27 protein-coding genes and 1 tRNA gene are annotated in these 24,370 nt (G+C 68.1%); 22 read left to right on the top strand and 6 right to left on the bottom strand.

Features of this window, described 5'->3' with window-relative positions; translation table 11 throughout:
- Positions 1-107: 107 nt before the first annotated feature.
- From U4Z31_RS21450 to U4Z31_RS21460, 3 genes are all read left to right on the top strand, one after another.
- On the top strand, positions 108-1,142 hold the full coding sequence (locus U4Z31_RS21450) for an AraC family transcriptional regulator (protein WP_321811338.1): 1,035 nt from the start codon (positions 108-110) through the stop codon (positions 1,140-1,142).
- A 121-nt stretch (positions 1,143-1,263) separates the two neighbouring features.
- Positions 1,264-2,823, top strand: coding sequence for a nodulation protein NfeD (locus U4Z31_RS21455; protein ID WP_321811339.1), 1,560 nt, complete (start codon positions 1,264-1,266; stop codon positions 2,821-2,823).
- Positions 2,820-3,593 carry a slipin family protein gene (locus tag U4Z31_RS21460; RefSeq protein ID WP_044846881.1) on the top strand — a complete coding sequence of 258 codons (774 nt, stop codon included), beginning with the start codon at positions 2,820-2,822 and terminating at the stop codon, positions 3,591-3,593. Before U4Z31_RS21455 ends, U4Z31_RS21460 begins: the two co-directional genes overlap by 4 nt.
- A 113-nt stretch (positions 3,594-3,706) precedes the next feature.
- Here the strand turns inward: U4Z31_RS21460 and U4Z31_RS21465 are convergent, their stop codons facing one another.
- Positions 3,707-4,984: a haloacid dehalogenase-like hydrolase gene (locus tag U4Z31_RS21465; RefSeq protein ID WP_321811340.1), complete on the bottom strand. Its 1,278-nt coding sequence runs from the start codon at positions 4,982-4,984 to the stop codon at positions 3,707-3,709.
- A 498-nt stretch (positions 4,985-5,482) separates the two neighbouring features.
- On the opposite strand from U4Z31_RS21465, the gene U4Z31_RS21470 reads away from it, so the two are divergent.
- The 5 genes from U4Z31_RS21470 (at position 5,483) to U4Z31_RS21490 (ending at position 10,164) form a co-directional block, all read left to right on the top strand.
- A complete protein-coding gene (locus tag U4Z31_RS21470; protein ID WP_321811341.1) occupies positions 5,483-6,382 on the top strand; it encodes a M24 family metallopeptidase in 900 nt (299 codons plus the stop codon).
- A gap of 49 nt (positions 6,383-6,431) precedes the next feature.
- Positions 6,432-8,219 carry an SDR family oxidoreductase gene (locus tag U4Z31_RS21475; RefSeq protein WP_321811342.1) on the top strand — a complete coding sequence of 596 codons (1,788 nt, stop codon included), beginning with the start codon at positions 6,432-6,434 and terminating at the stop codon, positions 8,217-8,219.
- 34 nt (positions 8,220-8,253) lie between these two features.
- Complete coding sequence (locus tag U4Z31_RS21480) at positions 8,254-9,159, top strand: metal-dependent hydrolase (RefSeq protein ID WP_044846877.1); 906 nt, start codon at positions 8,254-8,256, stop codon at positions 9,157-9,159.
- Positions 9,160-9,249: 90 nt separating this feature from the next.
- A complete protein-coding gene (locus U4Z31_RS21485; protein ID WP_044846876.1) occupies positions 9,250-9,537 on the top strand; it encodes a hypothetical protein in 288 nt (95 codons plus the stop codon).
- A gap of 252 nt (positions 9,538-9,789) precedes the next feature.
- The gene (locus U4Z31_RS21490) at positions 9,790-10,164 is read left to right on the top strand and encodes a DUF2917 domain-containing protein (RefSeq protein ID WP_257769020.1); all 375 of its coding nucleotides are present in this window, start codon (positions 9,790-9,792) and stop codon (positions 10,162-10,164) included.
- A 173-nt stretch (positions 10,165-10,337) separates the two neighbouring features.
- Here the strand turns inward: U4Z31_RS21490 and U4Z31_RS21495 are convergent, their stop codons facing one another.
- Positions 10,338-10,616, bottom strand: a complete 279-nt coding sequence (locus tag U4Z31_RS21495) for a hypothetical protein (protein ID WP_027807295.1) — start codon at positions 10,614-10,616, stop codon at positions 10,338-10,340.
- Between the two features lie 766 nt (positions 10,617-11,382).
- On the opposite strand from U4Z31_RS21495, the gene U4Z31_RS21500 reads away from it, so the two are divergent.
- Positions 11,383-12,684, top strand: coding sequence for an NCS2 family permease (locus tag U4Z31_RS21500; RefSeq protein WP_044846874.1), 1,302 nt, complete (start codon positions 11,383-11,385; stop codon positions 12,682-12,684).
- 174 nt (positions 12,685-12,858) lie between these two features.
- On the opposite strand, the gene U4Z31_RS21505 is transcribed toward U4Z31_RS21500, so the two are convergent.
- Positions 12,859-13,710: a LysR substrate-binding domain-containing protein gene (locus tag U4Z31_RS21505; RefSeq protein ID WP_044846873.1), complete on the bottom strand. Its 852-nt coding sequence runs from the start codon at positions 13,708-13,710 to the stop codon at positions 12,859-12,861.
- Between the two features lie 202 nt (positions 13,711-13,912).
- On the opposite strand from U4Z31_RS21505, the gene U4Z31_RS21510 reads away from it, so the two are divergent.
- The 3 genes from U4Z31_RS21510 to U4Z31_RS21520 are packed head-to-tail and all read left to right on the top strand — an operon-like array spanning position 13,913 to position 15,669.
- Entirely contained in the window at positions 13,913-14,452 is a 540-nt protein-coding gene (locus tag U4Z31_RS21510; RefSeq protein ID WP_321811343.1) for a sugar ABC transporter, read from the top strand.
- Between the two features lie 13 nt (positions 14,453-14,465).
- The gene (locus tag U4Z31_RS21515) at positions 14,466-14,792 is read left to right on the top strand and encodes a hypothetical protein (protein ID WP_124485271.1); all 327 of its coding nucleotides are present in this window, start codon (positions 14,466-14,468) and stop codon (positions 14,790-14,792) included.
- Positions 14,793-14,796: 4 nt separating this feature from the next.
- Positions 14,797-15,669 carry an MBL fold metallo-hydrolase gene (locus U4Z31_RS21520; RefSeq protein ID WP_321811344.1) on the top strand — a complete coding sequence of 291 codons (873 nt, stop codon included), beginning with the start codon at positions 14,797-14,799 and terminating at the stop codon, positions 15,667-15,669.
- A 171-nt stretch (positions 15,670-15,840) separates the two neighbouring features.
- Here the strand turns inward: U4Z31_RS21520 and U4Z31_RS21525 are convergent, their stop codons facing one another.
- A complete protein-coding gene (locus U4Z31_RS21525; protein ID WP_014898618.1) occupies positions 15,841-16,128 on the bottom strand; it encodes a DUF1488 domain-containing protein in 288 nt (95 codons plus the stop codon).
- 243 nt (positions 16,129-16,371) lie between these two features.
- Positions 16,372-16,647: a DUF2964 family protein gene (locus U4Z31_RS21530; RefSeq protein WP_235879236.1), complete on the bottom strand. Its 276-nt coding sequence runs from the start codon at positions 16,645-16,647 to the stop codon at positions 16,372-16,374.
- Positions 16,648-17,039: 392 nt separating this feature from the next.
- On the opposite strand from U4Z31_RS21530, the gene U4Z31_RS21535 reads away from it, so the two are divergent.
- The 8 genes from U4Z31_RS21535 (at position 17,040) to U4Z31_RS21570 (ending at position 22,403) form a co-directional block, all read left to right on the top strand.
- On the top strand, positions 17,040-18,929 hold the full coding sequence (locus tag U4Z31_RS21535) for a sigma-54-dependent Fis family transcriptional regulator (RefSeq protein ID WP_321811345.1): 1,890 nt from the start codon (positions 17,040-17,042) through the stop codon (positions 18,927-18,929).
- 134 nt (positions 18,930-19,063) lie between these two features.
- Complete coding sequence (locus U4Z31_RS21540) at positions 19,064-19,366, top strand: 2Fe-2S iron-sulfur cluster-binding protein (protein WP_059527056.1); 303 nt, start codon at positions 19,064-19,066, stop codon at positions 19,364-19,366.
- A 56-nt stretch (positions 19,367-19,422) separates the two neighbouring features.
- A complete protein-coding gene (locus U4Z31_RS21545; protein ID WP_044846907.1) occupies positions 19,423-19,917 on the top strand; it encodes an SRPBCC family protein in 495 nt (164 codons plus the stop codon).
- Positions 19,918-20,020: 103 nt separating this feature from the next.
- Positions 20,021-20,398 carry a DUF2946 domain-containing protein gene (locus U4Z31_RS21550; protein WP_044846867.1) on the top strand — a complete coding sequence of 126 codons (378 nt, stop codon included), beginning with the start codon at positions 20,021-20,023 and terminating at the stop codon, positions 20,396-20,398.
- A 223-nt stretch (positions 20,399-20,621) separates the two neighbouring features.
- Positions 20,622-20,987, top strand: coding sequence for a copper homeostasis periplasmic binding protein CopC (gene copC, locus U4Z31_RS21555; protein WP_321811346.1), 366 nt, complete (start codon positions 20,622-20,624; stop codon positions 20,985-20,987).
- Positions 20,988-21,033: 46 nt separating this feature from the next.
- Positions 21,034-21,480: a copper chaperone PCu(A)C gene (locus U4Z31_RS21560; protein WP_044846864.1), complete on the top strand. Its 447-nt coding sequence runs from the start codon at positions 21,034-21,036 to the stop codon at positions 21,478-21,480.
- A gap of 32 nt (positions 21,481-21,512) precedes the next feature.
- Positions 21,513-21,689: a hypothetical protein gene (locus tag U4Z31_RS21565; protein WP_185733800.1), complete on the top strand. Its 177-nt coding sequence runs from the start codon at positions 21,513-21,515 to the stop codon at positions 21,687-21,689.
- An 84-nt stretch (positions 21,690-21,773) separates the two neighbouring features.
- Positions 21,774-22,403, top strand: coding sequence for a LysE family translocator (locus tag U4Z31_RS21570; protein WP_321811347.1), 630 nt, complete (start codon positions 21,774-21,776; stop codon positions 22,401-22,403).
- 44 nt (positions 22,404-22,447) lie between these two features.
- Here the strand turns inward: U4Z31_RS21570 and U4Z31_RS21575 are convergent, their stop codons facing one another.
- A complete protein-coding gene (locus U4Z31_RS21575; protein WP_321811348.1) occupies positions 22,448-23,773 on the bottom strand; it encodes a leucine-rich repeat-containing protein kinase family protein in 1,326 nt (441 codons plus the stop codon).
- A 149-nt stretch (positions 23,774-23,922) separates the two neighbouring features.
- On the opposite strand from U4Z31_RS21575, the gene U4Z31_RS21580 reads away from it, so the two are divergent.
- Together U4Z31_RS21580 and U4Z31_RS21585 are read left to right on the top strand one after the other, a co-directional pair.
- A tRNA-Leu gene (locus tag U4Z31_RS21580) sits at positions 23,923-24,007 on the top strand.
- Positions 24,008-24,021: 14 nt separating this feature from the next.
- Positions 24,022-24,369, top strand: coding sequence for a hypothetical protein (locus U4Z31_RS21585; protein WP_321811349.1), 348 nt, complete (start codon positions 24,022-24,024; stop codon positions 24,367-24,369).
- Position 24,370 lies beyond the last annotated feature (1 nt).

Below are 24,370 nucleotides of genomic sequence, written 5' to 3' on the forward strand. Positions count from 1 at the left end.
CGACCGACCTTTCGTTTCGATGCAACAAGTGTAGGCAAGCGCGCGCGACTGTTCGATGCTCGCGCCGCTCATTTACACTGAGCGTTTTTGCCATACCGGCGGCTTCGATGAAGCAGGAAGAGAAGGGAACCGTCGCGATCAGCCTCGTCGCCTACAGCGTCGCGCTCGCCACCCGGCGCGGCGTCGCGGCCGAGCCGCTGCTCGCGCAGGCCGGCATCGCGCCCGCGCTGCTCGCGCAGCCGCGCGCGCGGGTGTCGGCGCAGCAATACGGTGCGCTGTGGAACGCGATTGCGCGCGCGCTCGACGACGAGTTTTTCGGGCAGGATCGCCACCCGATGCGCAGCGGCAGCTTCATCGCGATGAGCCAGGCCGCGCTGTCCGCGCAGGACGGGCTGCACGCGATGGCGCGCGCGGTGAATTTCATGCACTGCGTGCTCGACGACCTGCACGCGGAGCTCGACGCGAACCCGCAGCGCGTGCGGCTGCGCTTCGTGCACCGCAACAGCGCCGCGGCGCCCGCGATGTTTACGTACGCGACCTATTTCATCATCGTGTACGGGCTCACCTGCTGGCTGATCGGGCGACGCATCCCGCTGCTGCACGCGAGCTTCCGCTGCGACACGCCGCCGGCCGACCACGAATACCCGTCGATGCTGTGCGACGACATGCGCTTCAACCAGCCCGATTCGTATGTCGATTTCGATCCCGAATTCGCGACGCTGCCGGTCGTGCAGAACGCGAAGACGCTGAAGACCTTCCTGCGCAATGCGCCGGCCAGCTTCATCGTCAAGTACCGCAACCCGAACGCGCTCGCGCAGCGCGTGCGCACGGTGCTGCGCGGGATGCCGCCCGCCGCGTGGCCCGGCGCCGGCGGGATGGCCGCGCGGCTGCATGTGGCCGAGGCGACGCTGCGCCGCAAGCTGCACCAGGAAGGCCACGCGTACCAGTCGATCAAGGACACGCTGCGGCGCGACCTCGCGTTCGAGGCGCTGGCCGATCCGGCGCGGACCATCGCCGACGTCGCGGCCGCCGCCGGTTTCGCGGAACCGAGCGCGTTCTACCGCGCGTTTCGCAAATGGAGCGGGCGCAGCCCGGCCCAGTACCGGGAAGAAGCGCTCGCGCGGGGCGGCGCCGCCGGCTGAGTGCGCGGCCGGCGGCACCGCCTTCGCGCTTTCCGCCGAAACCGCCTAATCTTCAAATATCGGGCCAACGCCCTTTCCGCGAGCCGGACGGCGTGCGGCCGCGCGCCGCCCGGACGCCCCGATGCACATTCACCGTCATGGGCCGCCGCCGGCACCTGCTTCGCCCGGCGGCCGCCCCCGTCACCCGCTGTCCGCGCGGGTCGCGCGCGCCGCGCTGTTCGCGGCGCTGCTCGTCGTGTGCGCGGCGGTTGCCGCGCCGCCCCCCGCTACCCAGCCCGCCACCGCACCCGTCGCCGCGCCGCCGGTCGTCGTGATTCCGGTCAACGGCGCGATCGGGCCGGCCAGCGCCGACTTCATCGTCCGCTCGCTCGACCGCGCGGCGCGCGAGCACGCGCCGCTCGCGATCCTGCAACTCGATACGCCCGGCGGGCTCGACACGTCGATGCGGCTGATCATCAAGGCGATCCTCGGCTCGCCGGTGCCGGTCGCCGCGTTCGTCGCGCCGGGTGGCGCGCGGGCTGCGAGCGCCGGTACCTATATCGTCTACGCGAGCCACATTGCCGCGATGGCGCCCGGCACCAATCTCGGCGCGGCGTCGCCGGTGCAGTTCGGCATCGGCGGCGGCGCGCCGGGAGCGCCGGGGGCGACGAAGCCGTCGCCGGCCGGCGCGTCCGGCGCATCCGCAACGCCAGCCGAGTTGCCGAACGACACGCAGTCGACCGAGATCCGCAAGGCGACCCAGGACGCCGCCGCGTACATCCGCGGCCTCGCGCAGTTGCGCGGACGCAATGCCGAGTGGGCCGAGCGCGCGGTGCGCGAGGCGTTGAGCCTGTCGGCAACGGAGGCGCGCGCGCAGCATGTCGTCGACCTGGTCGCGCAGGACCCGGCCGACCTCGCGCGCCAGCTCGACGGGCGCACCGTGACGACGACCGCCGGCACGCTGCACCTCGCGACCGCGCATGCACCGCTCGTCGTGCTGGCGCCCGACTGGCGCAGCCGCTTCCTGTCGATCATCACCGATCCGAACGTCGCGCTGATCCTGCTGACGATCGGCATCTACGGGCTGTTCTTCGAGTTCGCGAATCCCGGCTTCGTGCTGCCGGGCGTCGCCGGCACCATCTGCCTGCTGATCGGGCTGTTCGCGATGCAGTTGCTGCCGGTCAGCTATGCGGGCCTCGGGCTCGTGCTGCTCGGGCTCGGCTGCCTCGTCGCCGAGGCGTTCCTGCCGACCTTCGGCGTGCTCGGGTTCGGCGGGATCGTGTCGTTCACGATCGGCGCGCTGATGCTGATCGACACCGACGTGCCCGGCTACGGCATTCCGTGGCCGGTGATCGTGGGCCTCGCGGCCGGCGGCGGGCTGCTCGTCGCCGTCGTGTCGAGCGTCGCGCTGCGCGCGCGGCGGCGGCCGGTGGTGACGGGCGCCGAGGCGATGGTCGGCAGCATCGGCGAAGTGCTCGACGACGGCCTGCACGCCGACCAGCCGCAGGGCGCGGCCGGCGCCGCACCGTCGGCGGCGGGCTGGGCGCGCGTGCACGGCGAGCGCTGGCGCGTCGCGAGCAGCACGCCGCTGGCCGCCGGTTGCCGCGTGCGCGTGACCGGCCGCCACGGGCTGACGCTCACCGTCGCGCCGCTCTACGACGTGCCGGCACACGAACAACAACACCAGGGAGCACCGTCATGATGGGCTACACGTTTGGCTTCAGCAGCGTCCTGATCGTCTTCGTCGTGGTGCTCGTCGCATCGTCGATCCGCATCTTCCGCGAGTACGAGCGCGGCGTCGTCTTCATGCTCGGCCGGTTCTGGAAGGTGAAGGGGCCGGGGCTCGTGCTGATCATCCCGATCGTCCAGCAGGTCGTGCGGATCGACCTGCGCACCGTCGTGTTCGACGTGCCCGCGCAGGACGTGATCACGCGCGACAACGTGTCGGTGAAGGTCAATGCGGTCGTGTATTTCCGCGTCGTCGATCCGGAGAAGGCCGTGATCCAGGTCGCGCGCTTCTTCGAGGCGACGAGCCAGCTCGCGCAGACGACGCTGCGCGCGGTACTCGGCAAGCACGAGCTCGACGCGTTGCTCGCCGAACGCGAGCAGCTGAATGCCGACATCCAGAAGACGCTCGACGCGCAGACCGATGCGTGGGGCATCAAGGTGTCGACGGTCGAGATCAAGCACGTCGACCTGAACGAGACGATGATCCGCGCGATCGCGCGGCAGGCCGAGGCCGAACGCGAGCGGCGCGCGAAGGTGATCCATGCGGAAGGCGAACTGCAGGCGTCGGAGAAGCTGCTGCAGGCCGCGCAGCGGCTCGCGCTGCAGCCGCAGGCGATGCAGCTGCGCTACCTGCAGACACTGACGACGATCGCGGCGGACAAGAATTCGACGATCGTGTTTCCGCTGCCGGTGGATCTGCTGGGGGCGTTGCTGGAGCGATTGAGGCCGCCGCGCGAGCAGTGAGACGCGCGTGCGCCGGCCCGAGCGACGCTGCGGCCGATGCCGACGGGCGACGCTCGGGCGCGGGGCCGCCGCGGCCGGAAGCCGGATGCCGGATGCCCGGCGCCCGGCCCACGTCAGGCCAGCAGCTTTCGGTCGGTCTTGCCGTACTTGATCGACTTCTCGTCCGGGATCATCAGCCCCGTGTGCTCGTCGCGGCCCTGCAGCAGGAAGCGCGCGTCCGGCTTGCCGATCTGCTCGGCCGCGAGCTTGCTGTCCGCGCCGATCTCGCCCTTCTTCATCCGGTTCACGATCACGCCGGCCGCGGTGTCCTTGAAGTCGCGCAGCATCCACGCGTCGCCGTCGCTGTCGCCGAACACCAGCAGCGGGCCGTAGCCCTTCTTCGACGCGAGGACGTTGCGGATGCCCACCGTCTTGCCGGGCCCCCAGTTGAAATGCCAGCCGGCCGGATAGGTGCTCGTGTACTTGCCGTCCTGCATGTCGAGACGCAGGCCGATCACGTTCTCGGGCGGCACGCCGTAACCATAGTTCGGATTGCCGGCGAATACGCGCACGACATCGTCGAGCGACGCGGTGCTCACGTACACGTCGATGCCGTTCGCACGCAGCGTATGCATCACCGCGCGGATTTCCTCGTGAATGCGGATGCCGTGGAAATGCGTGTCGGCCACCACGCCGGCCTTGCCCGGCAGCGCTTTCGGGCTTTCGTAGCGGACCTTGCGCAGCGCGTCGCCGATCCCGTAGTTGTTCGACGCTTCCGCCATCGCCTGCAGCTCGGCGGTCGTCATGTTCTTGTAGAAGTAGATGATCCACTTGTAGCCGACTTCGAGCGGATGCGTATCGCAGATCGCGTCGTACATGAAGTACAGCTTCGCGCGAAAATCCTTGAACTGGTCGGTCTCGCGAATCTCGTCGAGGCTCTTGTCGCCGCCGAACCCCTTGTAGTTCGCGTAGAGCCAGCGGTAGTCGGACTCGACGTCGGCGGCGAGATCCTCCATCGTCACCGGCCTGCCGTCGACGGTCGTGTAGTCCTTCATGAACGCGCCCTTCGGCACGTCCTTCCACATCACGCCGACGAACTCGTCCGGCGTCAGCTTGTACTGCAGATGGTTGATCTGGTACATCAGCAACGCTTCTTCGCAGTCGTTCATGATGCACGTGTTGTCCCAGTCGAACACCGCATACGGGCGGCGCTTCCCGTCGTAGCGCGCGCTCGCGACGCCGTGCTGGTCGAGTACCGCCTGCAGGCGCGCGGCGTTGAACGGCGACCAGCGGCCCGGGTCCAGCGCGTCCGGCGCGGTCGCGCTCTTCGCGCCGGCCATGCCGGCCTTGAGCATCAGCGGCGTCGCAGCGGTCGCCGCGGCCAGGGTGTTCATGAACTTGCGGCGTTGCATGGTCTGTCTCCGTAGGAAGGTCGAATCGGCTTCGGTCGCTGCCCCCGCGCGACGCGCGGCACACCGGCCCCGCGAAGCCGCGAAGGCTTCGAATCGGGGGCGAATGATGTGACGAAATTATTTCGGCAATTTGACAGCGTCGCGCCGCGACACGACAGGGAGTTGATCCAGCGCGACATGCCAGGCCCGCGCCGCGGCCTCGCGTGGCGCTCCCCGGCCGGCTGCCCCGCTCGGGATGCGTGCGCCCGACGGCCGTCCGCCCCGATCGCCGCCAACCTAGAGCTTCCCCTCCATTTCGGCCTTCATTAGGAGAAATCCTCACCTCCGCGCCACGTCGAACCCGCTATGATCTTTACATCGACCAATGACACATTAAATGCTGACTGAATAACCCGCCTCCGGATCCCCGGCGGATGCATTCCTGATCAGCGCCCCAGCCTTGCACCGGACCCGCGTCGCGCCGAGGCGCGAACGCGGGCCGACACACGGAGACGCATCATGACCGCCCACCATCCGCTGCCGGAAGTCCACCTCGACGATCTGCCGCAATTCCGCGCGGTCCAGCAGCTTGCGTACCGCTGCGTCGAGACCGTCGGCGCGATGCTCTACCCCGGCATCACCGAGAAGGAAGCCGCGCGCCTGCTGACCGAATGGCTGCAGGACAACGGCGTGCACGACTGGCTGCACAAGCCGTTCGCGTGGTTCGGCGACCGCACCGCGTTCCAGGGCTTCTCGGGCCTGAAGCACATGGGCGGCTTCAACCTCGCGTTCTTCCCGAGCAACCGCCAGCTCGAAACCGACATGCCGGTGATCCTCGACGTCGCGCCCGTGCTCGACGGGATCGTCGCGGACGTCGGCTACGCGCACTGCCTCGGCCACAACCCGATCCTCGAACAGCTGCAGGACGACCTGATGGACCATCGCGACCTGATCGTGCAGCTCGTGAAGGCGCGTCGTCCGATGGCCGAGGTCGCACAGGCGGTCGACGCGCTGTGCCGTCGCCAGGGCGTCGAGCCGCGCCACAAGGCTTATCCGTTCAAGGTGCTCGCGCATCGCGTCGCGAAGATCCACAAGCTGTCGAAGCCGCGCTTCGTCGCACGCTTCGGGCTGAACGCGACACGCAACCTGCTGCTCGACCAGGGCCGCGCAGCGAAGCAGCAGGGCTGGTCGCCGCTGTGGTCGATCGACCGCCGCTCCGAGCACGCGCCCGTGCCGGGCCTGTGGGCCGTGGAGCCGCATCTCGGCTTCGCCGGCGTCGGCGCGAAATTCGAGGAACTGCTGGTGATCACCGACGACGACGCGTACTGGCTCGACGACGACCTGCCGCACGTGCGCCGCTGGCAGCGCCGCCAGGCCGAACGCGCGCCGGCCGTCGCGACCGTGCAGGCCGCCGCCTGACACGCACGCGTTGCGCCTTCCTCCCGAATCCCTGAACGACGGACTCACGATGCAGCCTCTTTCCGACGAAGCGCCGCTGGCCCTGTTCGAATCGGTCCACAGCGAAACGGCCGTCGCCTCCGGCGACCTGACGCTCGCGGTGCGAACCTGGGGCGACCCGGCCCGCTCGCCGGTCGTGCTCGTACACGGCTACCCCGACGACAGCAGCGTCTGGCAGCAGGTCGCGCCGCTGCTCGCGCGCAGGCACTACGTGATCGCCTACGACGTGCGCGGCGCGGGCCTGTCCGGCGTGCCGAAGCGCACGGCCGACTACCACCTCGCGAAGCTGACCGACGACTTCGTCGCGGTGATCGACGCGCTCTGCCCCGGCCGCGCGGTGCACCTGATCGCGCACGACTGGGGTTCGATCCAGGGCTGGGAGTTCGTCACCGATCCGCGGCTCGCCGGCCGCATCGCGTCGTACACGTCGTGCTCGGGGCCGTGCCTCGATCACGTCGGCTTCTGGCTGCGCGAACGCGTGCTGCACCCGACGCCCTCGTCGCTCGGCAAACTCGGCGGCCAGCTCGTGCGCTCGTGGTACGTGTACCTGTTCCACCTGCCGTTCGTCCCTGAACTCGGCTGGCGACTGTGGCTGGGCCGCGCATGGCCGGGCCTGCTGCGCCGGATCGAGAAGACGCCGGCCACGCCGCGCCCGACGCAGGCCGACGACGGCGCGCGCGGCGTGCGCCTCTATCGCGCGAACTTCATCCGCTGCCTGTTCGCGCCGCGCGAGCGCTACGCGCATGCACCGGTGCAGACGATCGTGCCGCTCGGCGACAAGTACGTGAGCCCGGCGCTGTCCGAGAACCTGTCGCGCTGGGTGCCGCAGTACTACCGCCGTGAAGTCGCGGCCGGCCACTGGCTGCCGCTCGCCGATCCCGCGCGCTTCGCGGGCCTCGCCGGGCAGCTGATCGACGCGGTCGAATCGGGCGAGGAACCGCCCGCGCTCGCGAACGCACGCCGCCGCGCGACCAGCGGCCGGTTCAGCGGCAAGGTCGCGGTCGTCACCGGCGCGGGCAGCGGCATCGGCCGCTGCGCGGCGCTCGCGTTCGCCCGCGAAGGCGCGACCGTCGTCGCATGCGACATCGATCTCGCGAGCGCCGAGCGCACCGCGCTGCTGCTCGGGCTGACCGGCGCGCAGGCATACGCGAAACGCGTGGACGTCGGCGCCGCCGACGAGATGGAAGCGCTCGCGGCATGGGTCGGCAGCGAGCTCGGCGGCGCGGACATCGTGATCAACAACGCGGGCATCGGCATGGCCGGCGGCATCCTCGACACGAGCGAGCGGCACTGGGAGCGCATCCTGCACGTGAACCTGTGGGGCGTGATCCACGGCTCGCGGCTGTTCGCGCAGCAGATGGCCGCGCGCGGCGCGGGCGGCCACATCGTCAACACCGCGTCGGCCGCCGCGTTCGGGCCGTCGCGCGACCTGCCCGCTTACGCGACGACGAAGGCCGCCGTGCTGATGCTCAGCGAATGCATGCGCGCGGAACTCGCGGACAAAGGCATCGGCGTGACGGCCGTGTGCCCGGGTTTCGCGGAAACCGGAATCATGGCGTCGACGCAATACGCGGGCGCCAACGCACAGGACGAAGCGCGGCTGCGCAAGCGCGCGACGAAGCGGTACCAGATGCGCGGCCTGAAGCCGGAAACCGTCGCGCAGGCGATGGTCGACGGCGTGCTGCGCAACCGCCCGGTCGTGGCGGTGGGCACCGAGGCGCATGCGCTGCGCTTCGTCGGCCGCTTCATGCCGTGGCTCGGCCGGATGCTCGCCCGCATCAGCATGGCATCGCATTGACGGCGCAGCGCGCCGCACAGGAACGGAGACACAGATGACCGCTACCGCCGACTATCACAAGATCAAGGCCCGGCACGTGAAGTTCGACTTCAGCGACACGCCGATCACCTGGGTGCCGAACGACCCGGGCAGCACGCACATCATCAACACGCTGAACCTGCTGTTCCCGGAAGGCGAGCTGTGGTTCTGCCGCGTGTACAACAAGGCGCTGCCGCACATCACCGATGCACGCCTGCGCGACGAAGCCGAAGGCTTCCTGCGTCAGGAAGCGGTGCATTCGCGCTCGCACGGCGGCGTGCTCAAGCATTATTACGACCGGCACGGGATCGACACGAAGCCGTTCACGCAGAAGCTGAACTGGCTGTTCACGCGCGTGCTGGGCGAAGCGCCGTTCGGGCTGAAGATCGGCCATACGCGCTTCTGGCTGCGGCAGCAGCTCGCGGTGATCGCGTCGCTCGAGCATTTCTTCGGCTACCTCGGCAACTGGGTGCTCAACGCGCACGGGCTCGACGAAGGCCGTGCCGACCCGACGATGGTCGACCTGCTGCGCTGGCACGGCGCGGAGGAAGTCGAGCACCGGACCGTCGCGTTCGACATCTACAACCACATGGGCGGCAACTACCCGGAGCGCTGCCTGCACATGGCGTTCGTGATCGTGCTGCTGCTCTACTTCATCACGAGCGGCGCGAAGTTCATGTACCGGCGCGATCCGGCCGCGGGCCGCTATCCGGGTTTCGTGCTCGCATGGTGGAAGGGTTCGCGGCGCGGGCACCTGCCGTCGTTCTGGAAAGTGATCGGCGCGGCGCTGCGCTATTTCAAGCCGGGCTATACGCCGCACCACGAAGGCTCGACCGAGCAGGCGCTCGCGTATCTGGCGCGCTCGCCGGCCGCGCAGGCGGCCGCGCACGGCGGCAACTGGGGCACGACGAAGGGCGCATGAGCCGGTTCGTCGACGGCTTCGTCACGGCGTCGGCGGGCGGCGTCCGCCGAAATGCGTACAATCGCGGCTTCATTTCCCGGAGGTGCCGCGATGGCCATGAAGAAAACCGATCTAGAAAAGAACAAGGCGCTCAAGCTGACGCACGCGATGAAGCAGTCGAGCTCCGCCCGTTTCGGCAAGGGCGCCGAGGACGCGGCGAAGCTCGATCGTCGCGCGCAACGCAAGCTCGACCAGGAACAGGGCCTCGTGCCGTTCGCGTGCAAGCTCAACGCCGAACTCGTCGAACAGCTGAAGGCACGCGCCGCCACGCATCCGAACGGCATGACGGGCCTGCTGTCCGAACTGCTCGTCAACGGCCTCGCCCAGCGCGACGCGTGACGCGCCACGTTTCTCGAAAATAGTCGTTGACAACGCCGTACGACATCGACAAACTCGTTCGCATGCCTACGTTCAAGCTCATCGCCATCGCGAATCATTGCCCGGTGAACATTCGAAAGAATGGATCACGGGAGGCGCTTGTGCGTTAGCATCCGAGCAGTACCGCATGTCACACGAGGCCTCACCGGAAACGGATGAGGCCTTTTTGTTCTGGTGCGCGTCATCCGTCCGGCTCAACGAATGGAGAAGACGATGGATCAGGCAAGCCCGTTGTTCGACCGTCCCGATTCGCGCCGCGCCGGCGCGATCGCGTTACCGACCGTCGTGATCCGTTTCGCGGTTGCGCCGCGCACGACGCTGACCTGGCGCGCGCCGGGCGATGCGGAAATTCGTGCGCACGGTGCGCCGCTGTGGATCACGCGGCCGCCGAGCGTCGACGACTACTGGGTGCAACCCGGCGACGTGCTGCGCATCGCGCGCGGCGATCGCATCTGGCTCGGCACCGATGACGACCGGCCGGCCGAAGCGTCGATCACGACGGCGTACGTGCGGCGCGGCGAACGGCTGAGACGCACGCTCGCGCGAATGCAACGTTTGCTCGCCGGACGATGGCGAAGACGGGAGTGATGATGCGCGATTCCGTCGCGCGACGTGACACCGGAACGCGCGGAATCAACGCATCCGGAAACGGACGCACCCGCGGCGCCATGCGTCGCGGGTGCGCATCGAATGACGCGGCACGCGCGTGCGTGCCGCGAGCGATCGCGCGCCGTGCGCAACCCTTGCATGCATCGCGTGCATCAGGTGCTGGCGGCGAGACGCGGGCCCGTGCTGCGGGGAGTGGCATCGAGGTCGGGGCGTTGCGCCGCCTGCGAGGTCACCCACGGGTCGATGCCTTGCTTTTGCACCTCCTCGAGAAATGACACCCGCGTACGCCAGTAATCCGCCTGTAATTTCGCATCGATGACGCGCTGTTCGGCTGCGAACAGTTCCATGCGCGCCGTCACGAGCATCGACGCAGCGGTTTTTTCCGGCGTGGGGGCGTGCCGCATCGCCCAACGGCTGATCCAGTTCAACATGCTCACCTCCGGGATGACGGACGAACCCGCATCGGGCAATCGCAACCGGTCGCGCCTGCCCGAATGCGCAACGACCGTCACCGCACTTCACCGCCTGCCCTGCACGGACTGCGACTCCCCCGCGTCGGCAACGACTGGCCGGCGTGTGTGCGCGGTGTATCTATCCTAGAAAGACTTGCCGGTTAACGCGATGACGTCTTGCAATCTTTTACACAGAAACCACAGTCGCGCCCGCGTCGCGAAATGACAGTTGCGGACGGAACGGGTTCGGCGCAGGATAGCCCGATATCTGCAACCGCCTGGACTGATGAATGGCCGCTGCACGCCGCTGCGCACCCGCGCCGGTCATGCCGCGCGCGTTCGCGCATGCATTGCGACCGTCCTGCGTTCGGCCAGCATGCGGGTGCGCCATTGCAGTCGCATGTCATCGCGCGGCGGCCGCGCCGCATGCCCGTCATGTCGTTGCGCCCGCATCGGCCGGCCCGGCCCCCCGCCCCTCATCGAATCGTTTCCATCGTTTCTACCTGCCCGCCTCGTCCGAACCGGTAAAATGCGCGCCTTCCTCGCGCGGCCGGCCTGTTCGACCGTTCGCGCGAACGCGGCCGATCGTGCCCCGCAACTATATCGTCCGAGCTATCCGCGCTATTACAATCCGCCGATAGCGCGGCAATAGTGGCTGGTTACAGTAGGCCGGCCTCGCGCTGCCTTACAACAATTCGGCACGAACAACAAGCAACACGACAACCCGACCGGAGAAAACGCCTTCATGGAATCCATCAAGCGGTATTTCGGCTTCGCTGAAGCCGGCACCGACTTCCGCACCGAAATACTCGCGGGCGTCACCACGTTCCTGACGATGGCCTACATCATCTTCGTCAACCCCGCGATCCTCGGCGATGCCGGCATGCCGAAGGAATCCGTGTTCGTCGCGACCTGCCTCGTCGCAGCGCTGGCATCGATCATCATGGGGCTGTACGCGAACTATCCGATCGCGTGCGCACCCGGCATGGGCCTGAACGCGTATTTCGCGTATACGGTCGTCAAGGGGATGGGCTTCACGTGGCAGGCCGCGCTCGGCGCGGTGTTCATCTCCGGCTGCCTGTTCCTGCTCGTCACGCTGTTCCGCGTGCGCGAGGCGATCGTCAACGGCATTCCGAAATCGCTGCGCATCTCGATCACCGCCGGCATCGGCCTGTTCCTCGGCATCATCTCGCTGAAGACCTCGGGCGTGATCGTCGGCAGCCCGGCCACGCTCGTCACGCTCGGCGACCTGCACAAGCCCACGACGATCCTCGCGATCATCGGCTTCTTCACGATCGTCACGCTCGACCACCTGCGCGTGCGCGGCGCGATCCTGATCGGCATCATCGGTGTCACCGTCCTGTCGTTCTTCTTCGGCGGCAATCAGTTCCACGGCGTGTTCTCCGCGCCGCCGTCGATCGACGCGACGCTGTTCAAGCTCGACATCGGCGCCGCGCTGTCGACCGGCATCATCAACGTGATCCTCGTGTTCTTCCTCGTCGAGCTGTTCGATGCGACCGGCACGCTGATGGGCGTCGCGAACCGCGCGGGCCTGCTCGTCGAAGGCAAGATGAACCGCCTGAACAAGGCGCTGCTCGCCGACAGCACCGCGATCGTCGCGGGCTCGGTGCTCGGCACGTCGTCGACCACCGCGTATATCGAAAGCGCATCGGGCGTGCAGGCCGGCGGCCGCACCGGCGTGACGGCGATCACCGTCGCCGTGCTGTTCCTCGCGTGCCTGTTCATCGCGCCGCTCGCCGGCGTCGTGCCGGGCTACGCAACGGCACCGGCACTGCTGTACGTGTCGTGCCTGATGCTGCGCGAGATGGTCGACGTGCCGTGGGACGACGCGACCGAAGCCGTGCCGGCCGCGCTGACCGCGCTGCTGATGCCGTTCACGTACTCGATCGCGAACGGTGTCGCGTTCGGCTTCATCGCGTACGGCGGCCTGAAGCTGCTGACGGGCCAGGCCCGCACGGTCAAGCCGATCGTGTGGATCATCGCGGCCGTGTTCCTGTTCCGCTTCTTCTATCTCGGCAGCGAGTGACGCACGCGCATCGGTGCGATGCATGATGAAAAGACGCCACCTTCAGGTGTAGTGCCGCCCGGTTCCTGTCGCGGAACCGAACGGCATGGCGAGAAGGACGGCCCCTGACGACCCGGTCGCATTTGCGGCCGGGTCGTTTCACATGGGCGCCCGCCTGGTGCGGGCGACGTCAGGTCACGCGTCCGCCTGCCGGAGCACCCAGCGCGCGAAGGTCTGCAACGGCCCCTCGCCCAGTTCCAGCGCCTCCGGCAACACGAGACAGAAGCGCTTGACCACGCCCCGCCCGTCCGGCCAGGGCGCCGCGAGCAGCCCCTGCGCGATTTCGGCGTCGACATAGAGGCGCGGCACCAGCGCGACGCCGAGCCCGGCCAGCGCCGCGGCGATCAGCATCGAGTAAAGATCGTAGCGGGCGCCGGCGGCCGGATTGTTCACGGGCAACCCCGTTTCCTGCACGTAAGCCGACCACGCATCGGGCGTCTGGCGCTTGTGCAGGCGCGGCAGCGTGCCCAGCAAGGTGTCCGGCTGCCCGCCCGCGAGCAGCGACGGATGGCAGACCGGCACCAGCACCTCCTCGCACAACCGGTACGTATGCATGCCGGCCCAGGCCGGATGCTCGAAGTGAATCGCCGCGTCGAAGCCGCTGCCGGCCAGCACGAACGGCTCGGCGCGATCGGCGAAATGCACCGTGATGTTCGGATGCTGCGTCTGGAATCCCTTGAGCCGCGGAATCAGCCAGCGCGTCGCAAACGTCGGCGTCACGGCGATATCGACGCTGCCGCCGTCGCCGGGCTGTCCCATCATGTACTGGCTGTCGCGCTCGAGCCGGTCCAGCACTTCGCGAACCTGCGCCGCGTAGCGCGCGCCGTTCGGCGCCACCCGCACGCGGTTGCCGACCCGTTCGAACAGCGCGACGCCCAGGAACGTCTCCAGCCGGCCGATCTGCCGGCTGATCGCGCCTTCCGTCAACGCCAGTTCGTCGGCGGCGCGCGCGAAGCTCCCATGCCGCGCCGCGGCCTCGAATGCCATCAATGCCGAATTGCTCGGAATCCTGCGTCGCGTCACGATTGCTCCCGGTCCGACCGCCGTCGGTCATGGCTTGATCAAATGTCATTGAACGGTGACGAATCATCGTTTTCCGCCCATTCTTCCGCTCATTATCATGACAAAAACTCAACCAGTCGAGCCGGCCGATCGCGCCCGAAGGCCGCTCGCCACCCGTGGAGATGTCATGATCTATGCCGTTGAATGCAGCATCGCCGAGCCCGCCGTCGAAGCCGGGTGGAACGACTTCTACAGCCGCGTCAAACTGCCGGCGCTGATCTCGGTATCCGGCTTCCGCACGTCGCAACGCTTTCGCGCCCTCGGCGGCGACGGCCCCGTCTACCTCGCGCTGCATACGATCGACGGCCCGGACGTGCTGACGTCGGACGAGTATCGCGACAAGGGCGGCGGCAATTTCGCGCGCTGGCAGCCGCACATCGTCGAATGGCGCCGTAACGTGTACGACAGCGCGGCACCCGCGCCGGCCGTCTCCGGCCATCAATGGCTGGCCGTTTGCGACGACGCCGCCCCGTTCGCGCGAGCAGGTATCGCAGCCACGGCCATGCATGCGGTCGCGCTGGACCGCCAGCCGGCCACTCGCTGGCTGGCGGTCCTCGATCACGATCAGGCGCGGCTCGCGTCGGATGCGTCGGGCGCCGCGATCCGGTGCTATGCGCCGATGGGCGACCGGCTTGTCAGCGCGACGACGACGTCGGCCGCACGCTGACGGGAGCCCGGCCATGCCCAGCGTCACGATTTTCATCCCCGGGACGAGCATGCCGTCCAGCGCGGCACTCGATGCACTGTCGTCAGCCTGCGAGACGCTCTGCACCGAGGTGTTGCGCGCCGCACCCGGCACGATCCACGTCGCCTACGTTCCGATCCGGCTCGGCCGAGGACATCCGGTCAGCGCGGAGATCCGCTTTCGCATCGCATCATTTCGTACCACTGAATTGATGGACCGGTTCATGGCCGAACTGGATCGCGAGATTCTCCGGCACACCGGATTCGTCGCACGCATCCGCTGCTTCGGCTACGACACCACCCACCTTCACGCCCGACATTGACCCCATGAGCGCACCCGTTCCACGGCCTTCTTTCCCGCGCCGCCAAGTCGGCGATTTCACGGTGACCGCGATCAGCGACGGCACGCTGACGGCCGGCCTCGATCTGCTGTCGAACATCGACGTCGACGACGCGACCCGCATCATGCACCGGGCCGGCATGCACACGCCGTCGGCGGTCAACATCAACTGCTACGTGATACGCGGCAACGGCCGCACCGTGCTCGTCGACACCGGTGCCGGCGGCATCCGGAACTGGGGCGGCCTGCTGCGTCCGTCGCTGTCGCAAGCCGGCATCGATGCACGCGAGATCGACACGGTCCTGCTGACGCACGCGCATCCGGACCACATCGGCGGCCTGCTCGACGCAGACGGGCGCCCGGCCTTTCCGCAAGCGGAGGTGCTCATCGACGAACGGGAACGCATGTTCTGGCTGGACGACGATATGTACGAGAGGGCCAGCGAGCGCGCGCGCGTCAATGTCCGAATCGCGCGGCGCGCGTTCGACGCCTGCGCGGCGCAACTGCGCACCATCGCGGCAGGCGACGTGCTGCCCGGTATCGCCGCCGTGCCGCTGCCGGGGCACACGCCCGGCCACACCGGCTATCGCGTCGAATCGCAGGGCGAGCGCCTGCTGATCTGGGGCGATCTCGTGCATTTCGCGCCGATCCAGGTTGCTCACCCCGACGTGTCGATCGCGTTCGATCACGATCCGTCGCAGGCATCGGCGACACGCGCGGCCACGCTCGCCGAAGTCGCTTCGGATCGCTTGCTGATTGCAGGCATGCACCTCGCCGACGCAGGCTTCGCACGCATCGCACGCATCGCGCGCACGCACGACGCAACGAGCGGCGCGTATGCGCTGATCGGCGCAGATTGAGCGAAACGGGATCAACCGAAACGGAACGCGGGCGCGCCATCGCGCCGCACGATGCCCGGACCGTGCAGCGCATCGTCCCGCACAAGCGATCGATCTACCGGACGAGCCCGCGCCGATATGACACGGGCGCCGGTATCCGGCGCCCGCTCCGTCGCTGCCCGGTCGTCCGGCTCAGCGCCAGTTCGCTTCGTAGAAGCGCACGTAGCCGCTGCGCAGCGTCACGCATTGCGCGCGCGTCTCGGACAGCAACCGCCGTGCGGCTGCCTCGATCCGCTCGCGGTGCTGATCGTACGCACCGACCATGTCCTCGAAGCGCGGCGATGCCGCACCGAAATGATCCTCCAGCGCCTCGGCGGTGATCTGACATTGGACGCGCTCGCCATTGACCAGCGCCGTGAAACCCAGCATCAGGTCGCGCCCCGAATATTCGGGCTTCTCATTCGTGAAATGGATCTGCATGGGAGCCGCCTCGACCGGTAGAAAGCAAATGACCGCGTCCGTCGTCCGCTACCGGCCGGACGAAAATTTACGCGGGCTCGCCGGCAGAGGCACGATCCACGGGGGTATGGCGCGGACTAATGCATGCCGGTTGCATTCCACTTTAGACGGTTTCGCGCAGGAGGCAAAATTTGCGATGTGCGTCGTTCCGACGCGCATTTCCTCTGACCAGCGCGACATCCGGCACCGTTTTGCCGAACGGCGTCAGTGAGGATCGGTGGGCCAGACGTTCAGCGCGATCGCGGCGGTCGTGGCGCCCGCCGCAATCGCGGCCGCTCCGTATTGCACCGCGTCGCTCAGGTCGAACAGCAGACCGTGGATCGCCACGGCGATGCCGCCCAGCATGATGAAAGTGGCGATGGCCGCCAGCACGACTCTCAGTTCCGTCCGAACCATGATGCGTCTCCCGAACGGATGCATGTCGCGTCGCATGCATGTTGCGATGCGGAACACGGCGCGTGCGTGTTCCATTTCCATCATTGCAGGCGGGCGCTTAAAAGCAAGGGGTTTTTGTACGCAGTCGCACAACGTGCGCGGCGCTTGTATGATGAGGCGATATCGACGGCGGCGGCCCGGGTGGCGGATGGTGCGGTGCAGGGCGTCCAAGGGGTTCGACTGCGAAGCGGGGGCCTCGGAACGCGCTGATGTGCGGATTCGGGTTGACCGCGAAGCGTGGGACCAGAGCAAGCGCTGAAGCGCCAACTTGGGCCGATCGCGAAGCATGGGACCAGAGTAAGCGCTGAAGCGCCAACTCCGGCCGACCGCGAAGCATGGGACCAGAGTAAGCGCTAAAGCGCTAACTCCGGCCGACCGCGAAGCATGGGACCAGAGTAAGCGCTAAAGCGCTAACTCTGGTCGACAGGAGACAAGACATGCCTCAATCTTTCGTGCTGCCCGCCACCGCGGGCCGCACCGACCTGCTCGCGCAGGCGCATGCCCGTTCGACCGCGGTCGGCCTGCGCGCGAACGAGCGCCCCGATTTCTCGCCGCTGTCGCGGCTCGCACTGCGCGAACTGCTCGACACAAACCACGCATTGTTCGCGCACGCGCGCCCGGTGATGGAAAACCTCCACGCGCAAATCGCCGACACGCAAAGCCTCGTGCTGCTCACCGATGCCGACGGCGTGATCCTGCACAGCATCGGCGACGCGGACTTCATCGAGAAGGCGAACCGCGTCGCGCTGTGCACCGGCGTGTCATGGGCCGAAGGCGCACGCGGCACCAACGCGATCGGCACCGCGCTCGCATCGGGCCAGGCGGTCGCCGTGCACGGGTCGGAACACTTCCTGCGCGCGAACCATATCCTCACCTGCTCGTGCGCGCCGATCATCGATCCGTTCGGCCGCACCCTCGGCACGCTCGACGTGAGCGGCGACCCGCGCGGCTTCAGCCCCCATACGCTCGCGCTGGTGCGGATGTCCGCGCAGCTGATCGAGAACCATCTGTTCGCGAACCAGTGCGCGGAAGCGCTGCGGCTGCGCTTCCACGCCCACGAGGATTGCGTCGACTCGCTGTTCGCCGGGCTCGTCGCATTCGGCCCCGACGGCGGGCTGATCGCCGCGAACCGGAGCGCGCAATTCCAGCTCGGCGCGACGTTCGATGCATTGCAGCATCAAGGCTGCGACGCGCTGTTCGGCATGCACTTCGGCCAGCTCGCGCAGCACGCAGCCCGCGCGGCCGGCGCACCGTTCCGCCTCACGCTGTCGACCGGCGTGCGCGTGCTCGCCCGCTGCGAATTCGCGGAAGCGCACAAGACGACCGTCGCCGTCACGCCGCCCGCCCCCGCCGTGCGCACGCGGGCGCCGGACCCCGACGCGATCACGTTCGCGACGCTCGACACCGGCGATGCGCGGATGGCCGCCGTGCTCGAACGCGTCGCGAAGATCCGCGGACGCGACCTGCCGTTGCTGATCCTCGGCCAGACCGGCACCGGCAAGGAATGGCTCGCGCGTGCGCTGCACCAGGCATCGCCGCGCGCAGACGGCCCGTTCGTCGCGGTCAACTGCGCGGCGCTGCCGGATTCGCTGATCGAGGCCGAACTGTTCGGCTACGAGGACGGTGCGTTCACCGGCGCGCGCAAGCGCGGCAGCCCCGGCAAGATCGTGCAGGCCGACGGCGGCACGCTGTTTCTCGACGAAATCGGCGACATGCCGCTCGCGCAGCAGGTCAGGCTGATGCGTGTACTGCAGGAGCGCGCGGTGATGCCGCTCGGCGGCGCACGCGCGGTGCCGGTCGACGTGCGGGTGGTCTGCGCGACCCACCGCGACCTGCGCGCGATGATCGCCGCAGGCACGTTCCGCGAAGACCTGTTCTACCGGATCAACGGGCTCGCGGTCACGCTGCCGCCGCTCGCCGCGCGCACCGACCTGCCCGCGCTGGTCGAGCGGATCCTCGCGCGGCTGGCGCGCAGCGAGCCGATGCCGGGCCGCCTCGCGGCCGACGTGCTCGACGCGTTCATGCGGCACCGCTGGCCCGGCAACCTGCGGCAAATGACCAACGTGCTGCGCACGGCCGGCATGCTCGCCGAAGACGAAGCCGAAATCACGCTCGCGCACCTGCCCGACGATTTCTGGCTCGACTGCGACGACGCACCCGCGGCGCAAGCCGCACCGGCCGACGTGCGCGAAGCGACGACGCTGCAGAGCCACCAGGCCGCGGTGATCGATGCCGTGCTCGCACGGCACGGCGGCAACGTATCGGCCGCCGCGCGGGAGCTCGGGCTCGCGCGCAATACCGTGTACCGCTACCTGCGCCGGCACTGACACGTTCCGGGCCGGTTGCCCGCCCGACGGGCGCCGGCCGCAGGCGGCTTCGGGTATGCTTGGCGCTTGCGTTGCCTTCCGGCATCGCGCTGCCTTGCCTCGCTTCGCTGCCGATTCGCCGCCCGCTTTCACCCATGACCGATCCCGACCACCCGCCTCTCGTGCGCATCGAGCCGCTCGGCGCGACATTCGACGCGCCCGATTCGCTGACGCTGCTCGAGGCCGCCGCGTTCGCGCACGTCCGACTGCCGCGCTCGTGCCGCAACGGCACGTGCCGAAGCTGCCTGTGCAGGATCGTCAGCGGCAGCGTACGCTATACGATCGAATGGCCGGGCCTGAGCCGCGAGGAGAAGGCCGACGGCTATACGCTGCCGTGCGTGGCCGTCGCGACTTCGGATGTCGTGCTCGACGTGCCCGACGCGGTGATGATCGACTGAACGCGGCGCGCGGCCGCACGCCGTCCCGCAACGATGATGCCTGCCTGGAGAAGATGATGACCCAGTCCACCGATCGCATCGAGAAGCAAGCCTTGCTCGCCGCGCCGCTGGCGCGCGTCTGGGAAGCCGTCAGCAATGCCGGCGAATTCGGCATCTGGTTCGGCGTGTCGTTCGACGGGCCGTTCGTGCCCGACCAGCCGCTGTTCGGCCGCATCACGCCGACGCGCGTCGACGACGACATCGCCAAGGCACAGGAGCCGTATGCGGGCACTGTGTTCGAAATCGTCGTCGATCGCGTCGAGCCGAAACAACTGTTCTCCTTTCGCTGGCACCCGTTCGCGATCGACCCGAACTTCGATTACACGTCCGAGCCGATGACGCTCGTCACGTTCGCGCTCGCGGAAAAAGACGGCGGCACGCTGCTGACGGTCACCGAGACGGGTTTCGACCAGCTGATCGAAGCGCGCCGTGCGAAGGCGCGCGAGATGAACGATCACGGCTGGGCCGCGCAGATGATGCTGATCACGAAATATCTGGCGAAGCACGCGTGAGCGCGGCGCACGTCATGCCCGGTATCCGCGTGCCCGCATGCCCTAGCCGCGGGTGCATGGCATAATCCGCTCCATCGTTACCCTACGCCGCCCCGCGCATCGCATGCTGAGTCGTCGTTTCCGGAAGATCGTCAGTCTGATCGGGATGCTCGCCATCCTGATGACGGCGCTCGCGCCGACGATCTCGCAGGCGCTGACGACGCAAGGCCGCGTCGACGCACTGCTTGCCGGCCACTGCACGGCCGCGCCGGCTGACGGCGGCCACGCCGGCGATGCGTCGTCGAAAAGCCTGCAGGCGCATCTGCAGGCCTGCGGCTATTGCAGCCTGCTCGCCCATACGCCGGCCCTGCCCGCGCCCGAACTGACGTTCGCGGCCAACGTCCACCCGCTCCAGCACCGCGAAGCAACCCGCTTCGAAAGCCTGCGCCGCGCGCTGCCGCTCACGGCCGCGCAGCCGCGCGCCCCGCCGCTCGCGTCCTGATTCGTCGTCACCGCGCGTGATGCCGAAGCGCATCGCGCCGTCCGCACGCGTCCGCGCGTGCATGCCGTGTCACGTTTCGAAGGACGATCATGTTCGACCGTATTGCTCGCGGCGCCGTGCCGTGCGTGCGCTCGCCCGCTGGTTGCGCGTGCGCGAACGCGCGGCCGTGTACCGAATTCGAATACATCGTTTTCCTTATCATTTCCAACCGGATCATCCCGTCATGAAAACCACTGCATTCCTCCGCGGCGCACTCGTCGCTCTCGGCTTCGTCGTCGCCCAGGCCGCACACGCGCACGCGCACCCGAAAACCCTGGAACCGGCCGCCGACGCCACGCTGTCGAGCGCGCCGCACGCGGTCACGATCGACTTCAGCGAAACGCTCGAACCCGCATTCAGTTCGATCGTCGTCACCGACAGCCACGGCCAGTCGGTCGCCGACGGGAAATCCGCGGTCGACGCCGGCAACCGGAAGCGGATGCATGTCGCACTGGCGAACCTGACGCCCGGCACGTACACGGTCGCCTGGGTCGCGGTGGCGAGCGACGGCCATCGCACGCAGGGCCGCTACGCGTTCACGCTGAAGTAACCGCATACGCTGCCCGCGCTTCCCTACCCGATCAGGAACACCAACAATGAAACGCTCGATTCCGACCAGCCTGCTGTTCGCACTGCTGGCGCTGCAGGCGCCCGCCACGTTCGCCGCGTCGGCCGTGCAGGCCGATGCATGCTGGATCCGCACGATGCCGGCGACGGTGCCGTCATCCGGCTATTTCACGCTGAAGAACGACGGCGACAAGCCCGTCACGCTCACGGGCATCGATACGCCCGCCTTCGGGATGGCGATGATGCACGAAACGCAGACGGCCGGCAGCACCGCGAAGATGGTTCACGTCGAAGCGGTCGACGTGCCCGCGCACGGCACGGTGACGTTCAGGCCGAAGGGCTATCACGTGATGCTGGAGGAGCCGCGCCAGCCCGTCGCGCCCGGCGCGAAGGTGCCGTTGCGGCTGCATTTCGCCGACGGCGCGACGGCGTCCGTGACCTGCGACGCGAAGGCGCCGTCCTACACCGGCCAGTAACGCCGCCTGCGCACCGACCGAAGGAGATGCACATGAGCAAGGAACGCCTGCCGCTGGCCAACCTGATCGTCCGCTACCGGACGCCGTTGAATGTCGCCGTGCTGATCGTCTGCGGGTTATGGGCGGGGTGGATCGCCTGGATGACGCGGCCGTCCGCGATCGATTCGCCGTCGTCGATCGCCGCCTACTGCGTGCGCGACGCGCGTTGACGCCGTGTGTCGGGGTGAACCGCGCCGCCGTGGCATCATGCACGGATTCACCCCGACCTCGGAACCCGCCTTTCGGAGCGCCGCATGTCCATTCAGACCTGGCTGCTGTTTGCCGCAGCCTATCTCGCCACCACGCTGTCGCCGGGCCCCAACGTGCTGCTCGTCATCCGCAACACGGTGCGCTACGGCTCGCGCGGCACCGCCGCGACGATCGCGGGCAACCTCGTCGCGCAAGGCGCGGTGGTCATGCTCGTCGCGTTCGGCGTCGGCGCCGTGCTGGCCGAGATGCCGCCGCTGTTCATCGCGATGAAGGTCGTCGGCGCCGCATATCTGATCTATCTGGGCATCCGGCAACTGCGCGGCGGGCGCAACCGCCGTTCGCCGGACGGCGAGGCCGCGATCGTCGAGCCCGACCGCAGGAAACTGTTCCGCGAAGCGCTGTTCGTGTCGGGCAGCAATCCGAAGACGATGATCTTCCTGTCGGCATTCATGCCGCAGTTCATCGCGCACGATCGCCCGCTCGCGATGCAGTTCGTCGCGATGTACGCGACGATCGCCTGCACCGTCGTCATCGTGCACAGCGTCTATTCGTTCGGCGTGCGCCGGCTCCATCGTGGTATCGGCATCAGCCCGTGGGTACGCGCGGCCAAGCGCGCGAGCGGGCTGCTGTTCGTCGGGCTCGGGATCAAGCTGCTGACCGCGCGGCAGGCGTAAGCATCCGCACGGCGACGGCCCGCGCCGCGGCGCGGGCGAAATCGTCAGTCCTTCGATGCGGCCAGCGCTGCCGCAATCTCGCTGAACGACGGCCGCGCGTCGATCTCCTCGTTCAGGCACTCGGCCGCCAGCGCGTCGAGTGCGTGCGAGTCTTCCCACGCACGCGGCTCGCAGCGCGCCAGCAACTCGCCGAGCAGATGACCGAACGCCCTGACCTCCAGCCGTTCGAGCCGCGCCGCGCGCTCGCGGTCGTTCACGTCGTAGACCGACGCCGCGCCGAAATCGCCGAGCAGCGCGCCGCCGTTGCCGTCGTGCAGGATGTTGTGCGCGTACAGGTCGCCGTGCATGATGCCGCGCGCGTGCAGATGCGCGGCGACCGACGCGATGCCGAGCGCGATCCGCGACGCGTCGGCCGGCGCGAATCGCGCGTCGGCCGCATACACGTCGCGCGTGCAGGACGCGAAGCTCGGCGGCCCGGCGAGGCTGGTCAGCGCCGGATCGACCAGTTCCATCACGAGGCCGTGCGTGCCGTCCGGATGGCCGCGCACCTTGCCGATCACCGGAATCATGTTCGGATGGCGCCCGGCGTGCAGGCAGGCGGCCATTTCGCAATCGGGCAGGCCGTCGCTCGTCACCGCGCCCTTGAACAGCTTGACCGCGACCGCGCGCGGCACGGCGCCGTCCACACGCCATTGCGCGCGGTAGATTACGCCCGACGCGCCTTCGCCGAGCTTCTCGTCGCAGGTCAGCGACGTCCAATCGATGTCCGCGACGCACGGCTCGGCCGAAGCCGCGGCTTCCGGCGCGGCGCCGAACGGATTGCCCGCCGACGCGAGCCACGCGAGGCGCGGCAGGCGCAACAGCCAGTCCGGCAGCGCGTCGAGCCGGTTCGCCGACAGCCGCACCAGCTCCAGCGCACGGCAGGCGGCCATTTCGGGCGGCAACGCACGCAGCCGGTTACCCGCGAGCATCAGCTTCTGCAGGCGCGCGCAATCGCCGATCTCGGCGGGCAGCGCGTCGATTGCGTTGTCGGTCAGGATCAGCCAGCGCAGTGCGCGCGGCAGCGAATCGCGCGGCACCGTGCGGATCCGGTTCGCCTTGAAGCCGATCATGTCGAGCTGCGCGCACGCGCCGAGCACTTCAGGAAATTCGGTGAAGCGATTGCCGGACGCGAACAGGATGCGCAGGCGATGCAGCCGCGACAGGTCGTCCGGCAGCGCGGACAGCGCATTGCCGGACAGGTCGAGCACTTCGAGCGTGTCCGCCAGATCGAAGATCTCGCGCGGGAATTCGGTCAGCCCGCACGCGAGCTTCAGTTGCCGGGCGCCCGACAGCTGGCCGGCCTGCAGTTGTTCGAGAGTCGTCGTCACGGGGAGAAAACGGGTTGCGGTTGCGAGGATCGTCGGATCGATCCGGCGAATTTTACCGGCTTCCCACTCGCCTGCCTCGCAATCGCGTCACACCCCCTTCACAAACGCGCAATGTGGCGCTAGAATTGCGCCCCTTGCAGTACTGAAGTGCCGACGTGGTGAAATTGGTAGACACGCTATCTTGAGGGGGTAGTGGCGAAAGCTGTGCGAGTTCGAGTCTCGCCGTCGGCACCAGATACGGTTTTTCCGTGTTTCGTGCATTTGCAAAAAAACCGCAACAGCGCAACGCTGCGCGGTTTTTTTTATTTCATCGCCACCGCTCTCACACTTGGTCCCCGGTGACACCGGAAACCCTTGGGCGACCGGATTCCAAGGGCATGGGCCGCGCACCTGCCGCCAACTACGCTCCCCGGCGTTCCGCGTTCTTCATGATGCTCGTGAATTCGCGCAATCCGTTCGGAAGCCATCCCCTCGTCTTCCGCATTATCTTCACGATCGCCTCGCGTCTCGCTCCCTGCACGGCGAGCCCGCATCAGGAGGATTCCCCATTCAATCTTCCTGCATGCGGGCTCGGCGAGGAACGTCAACCGGTATGAG

The sequence above is a fragment of the Burkholderia sp. BCC1985 genome (assembly GCF_905339915.1).
Classification (GTDB): Bacteria; Pseudomonadota; Gammaproteobacteria; order Burkholderiales; family Burkholderiaceae; genus Burkholderia.

Coding starts and splice junctions, on each gene's coding strand:
- U4Z31_RS21490 (WP_257769020.1), top strand. CDS start 9,790: ATGGATCAGGCAAGCCCGTTGTTCGACCGTCCCGATTCGCGCCGCGCC.
- U4Z31_RS21565 (WP_185733800.1), top strand. CDS start 21,513: ATGAGCAAGGAACGCCTGCCGCTGGCCAACCTGATCGTCCGCTACCGG.
- copC (WP_321811346.1), top strand. CDS start 20,622: ATGAAAACCACTGCATTCCTCCGCGGCGCACTCGTCGCTCTCGGCTTC.
- U4Z31_RS21535 (WP_321811345.1), top strand. CDS start 17,040: ATGCCTCAATCTTTCGTGCTGCCCGCCACCGCGGGCCGCACCGACCTG.
- U4Z31_RS21520 (WP_321811344.1), top strand. CDS start 14,797: ATGAGCGCACCCGTTCCACGGCCTTCTTTCCCGCGCCGCCAAGTCGGC.
- U4Z31_RS21540 (WP_059527056.1), top strand. CDS start 19,064: ATGACCGATCCCGACCACCCGCCTCTCGTGCGCATCGAGCCGCTCGGC.
- U4Z31_RS21550 (WP_044846867.1), top strand. CDS start 20,021: ATGCTGAGTCGTCGTTTCCGGAAGATCGTCAGTCTGATCGGGATGCTC.
- U4Z31_RS21465 (WP_321811340.1), bottom strand. CDS start 4,984: ATGCAACGCCGCAAGTTCATGAACACCCTGGCCGCGGCGACCGCTGCG.
- U4Z31_RS21510 (WP_321811343.1), top strand. CDS start 13,913: ATGATCTATGCCGTTGAATGCAGCATCGCCGAGCCCGCCGTCGAAGCC.
- U4Z31_RS21455 (WP_321811339.1), top strand. CDS start 1,264: ATGCACATTCACCGTCATGGGCCGCCGCCGGCACCTGCTTCGCCCGGC.
- U4Z31_RS21475 (WP_321811342.1), top strand. CDS start 6,432: ATGCAGCCTCTTTCCGACGAAGCGCCGCTGGCCCTGTTCGAATCGGTC.
- U4Z31_RS21495 (WP_027807295.1), bottom strand. CDS start 10,616: ATGTTGAACTGGATCAGCCGTTGGGCGATGCGGCACGCCCCCACGCCG.
- U4Z31_RS21515 (WP_124485271.1), top strand. CDS start 14,466: ATGCCCAGCGTCACGATTTTCATCCCCGGGACGAGCATGCCGTCCAGC.
- U4Z31_RS21560 (WP_044846864.1), top strand. CDS start 21,034: ATGAAACGCTCGATTCCGACCAGCCTGCTGTTCGCACTGCTGGCGCTG.
- U4Z31_RS21485 (WP_044846876.1), top strand. CDS start 9,250: ATGGCCATGAAGAAAACCGATCTAGAAAAGAACAAGGCGCTCAAGCTG.
- U4Z31_RS21525 (WP_014898618.1), bottom strand. CDS start 16,128: ATGCAGATCCATTTCACGAATGAGAAGCCCGAATATTCGGGGCGCGAC.
- U4Z31_RS21500 (WP_044846874.1), top strand. CDS start 11,383: ATGGAATCCATCAAGCGGTATTTCGGCTTCGCTGAAGCCGGCACCGAC.
- U4Z31_RS21530 (WP_235879236.1), bottom strand. CDS start 16,647: ATGATGGAAATGGAACACGCACGCGCCGTGTTCCGCATCGCAACATGC.
- U4Z31_RS21450 (WP_321811338.1), top strand. CDS start 108: ATGAAGCAGGAAGAGAAGGGAACCGTCGCGATCAGCCTCGTCGCCTAC.
- U4Z31_RS21480 (WP_044846877.1), top strand. CDS start 8,254: ATGACCGCTACCGCCGACTATCACAAGATCAAGGCCCGGCACGTGAAG.
- U4Z31_RS21470 (WP_321811341.1), top strand. CDS start 5,483: ATGACCGCCCACCATCCGCTGCCGGAAGTCCACCTCGACGATCTGCCG.
- U4Z31_RS21545 (WP_044846907.1), top strand. CDS start 19,423: ATGACCCAGTCCACCGATCGCATCGAGAAGCAAGCCTTGCTCGCCGCG.
- U4Z31_RS21570 (WP_321811347.1), top strand. CDS start 21,774: ATGTCCATTCAGACCTGGCTGCTGTTTGCCGCAGCCTATCTCGCCACC.
- U4Z31_RS21460 (WP_044846881.1), top strand. CDS start 2,820: ATGATGGGCTACACGTTTGGCTTCAGCAGCGTCCTGATCGTCTTCGTC.
- U4Z31_RS21505 (WP_044846873.1), bottom strand. CDS start 13,710: ATGGCATTCGAGGCCGCGGCGCGGCATGGGAGCTTCGCGCGCGCCGCC.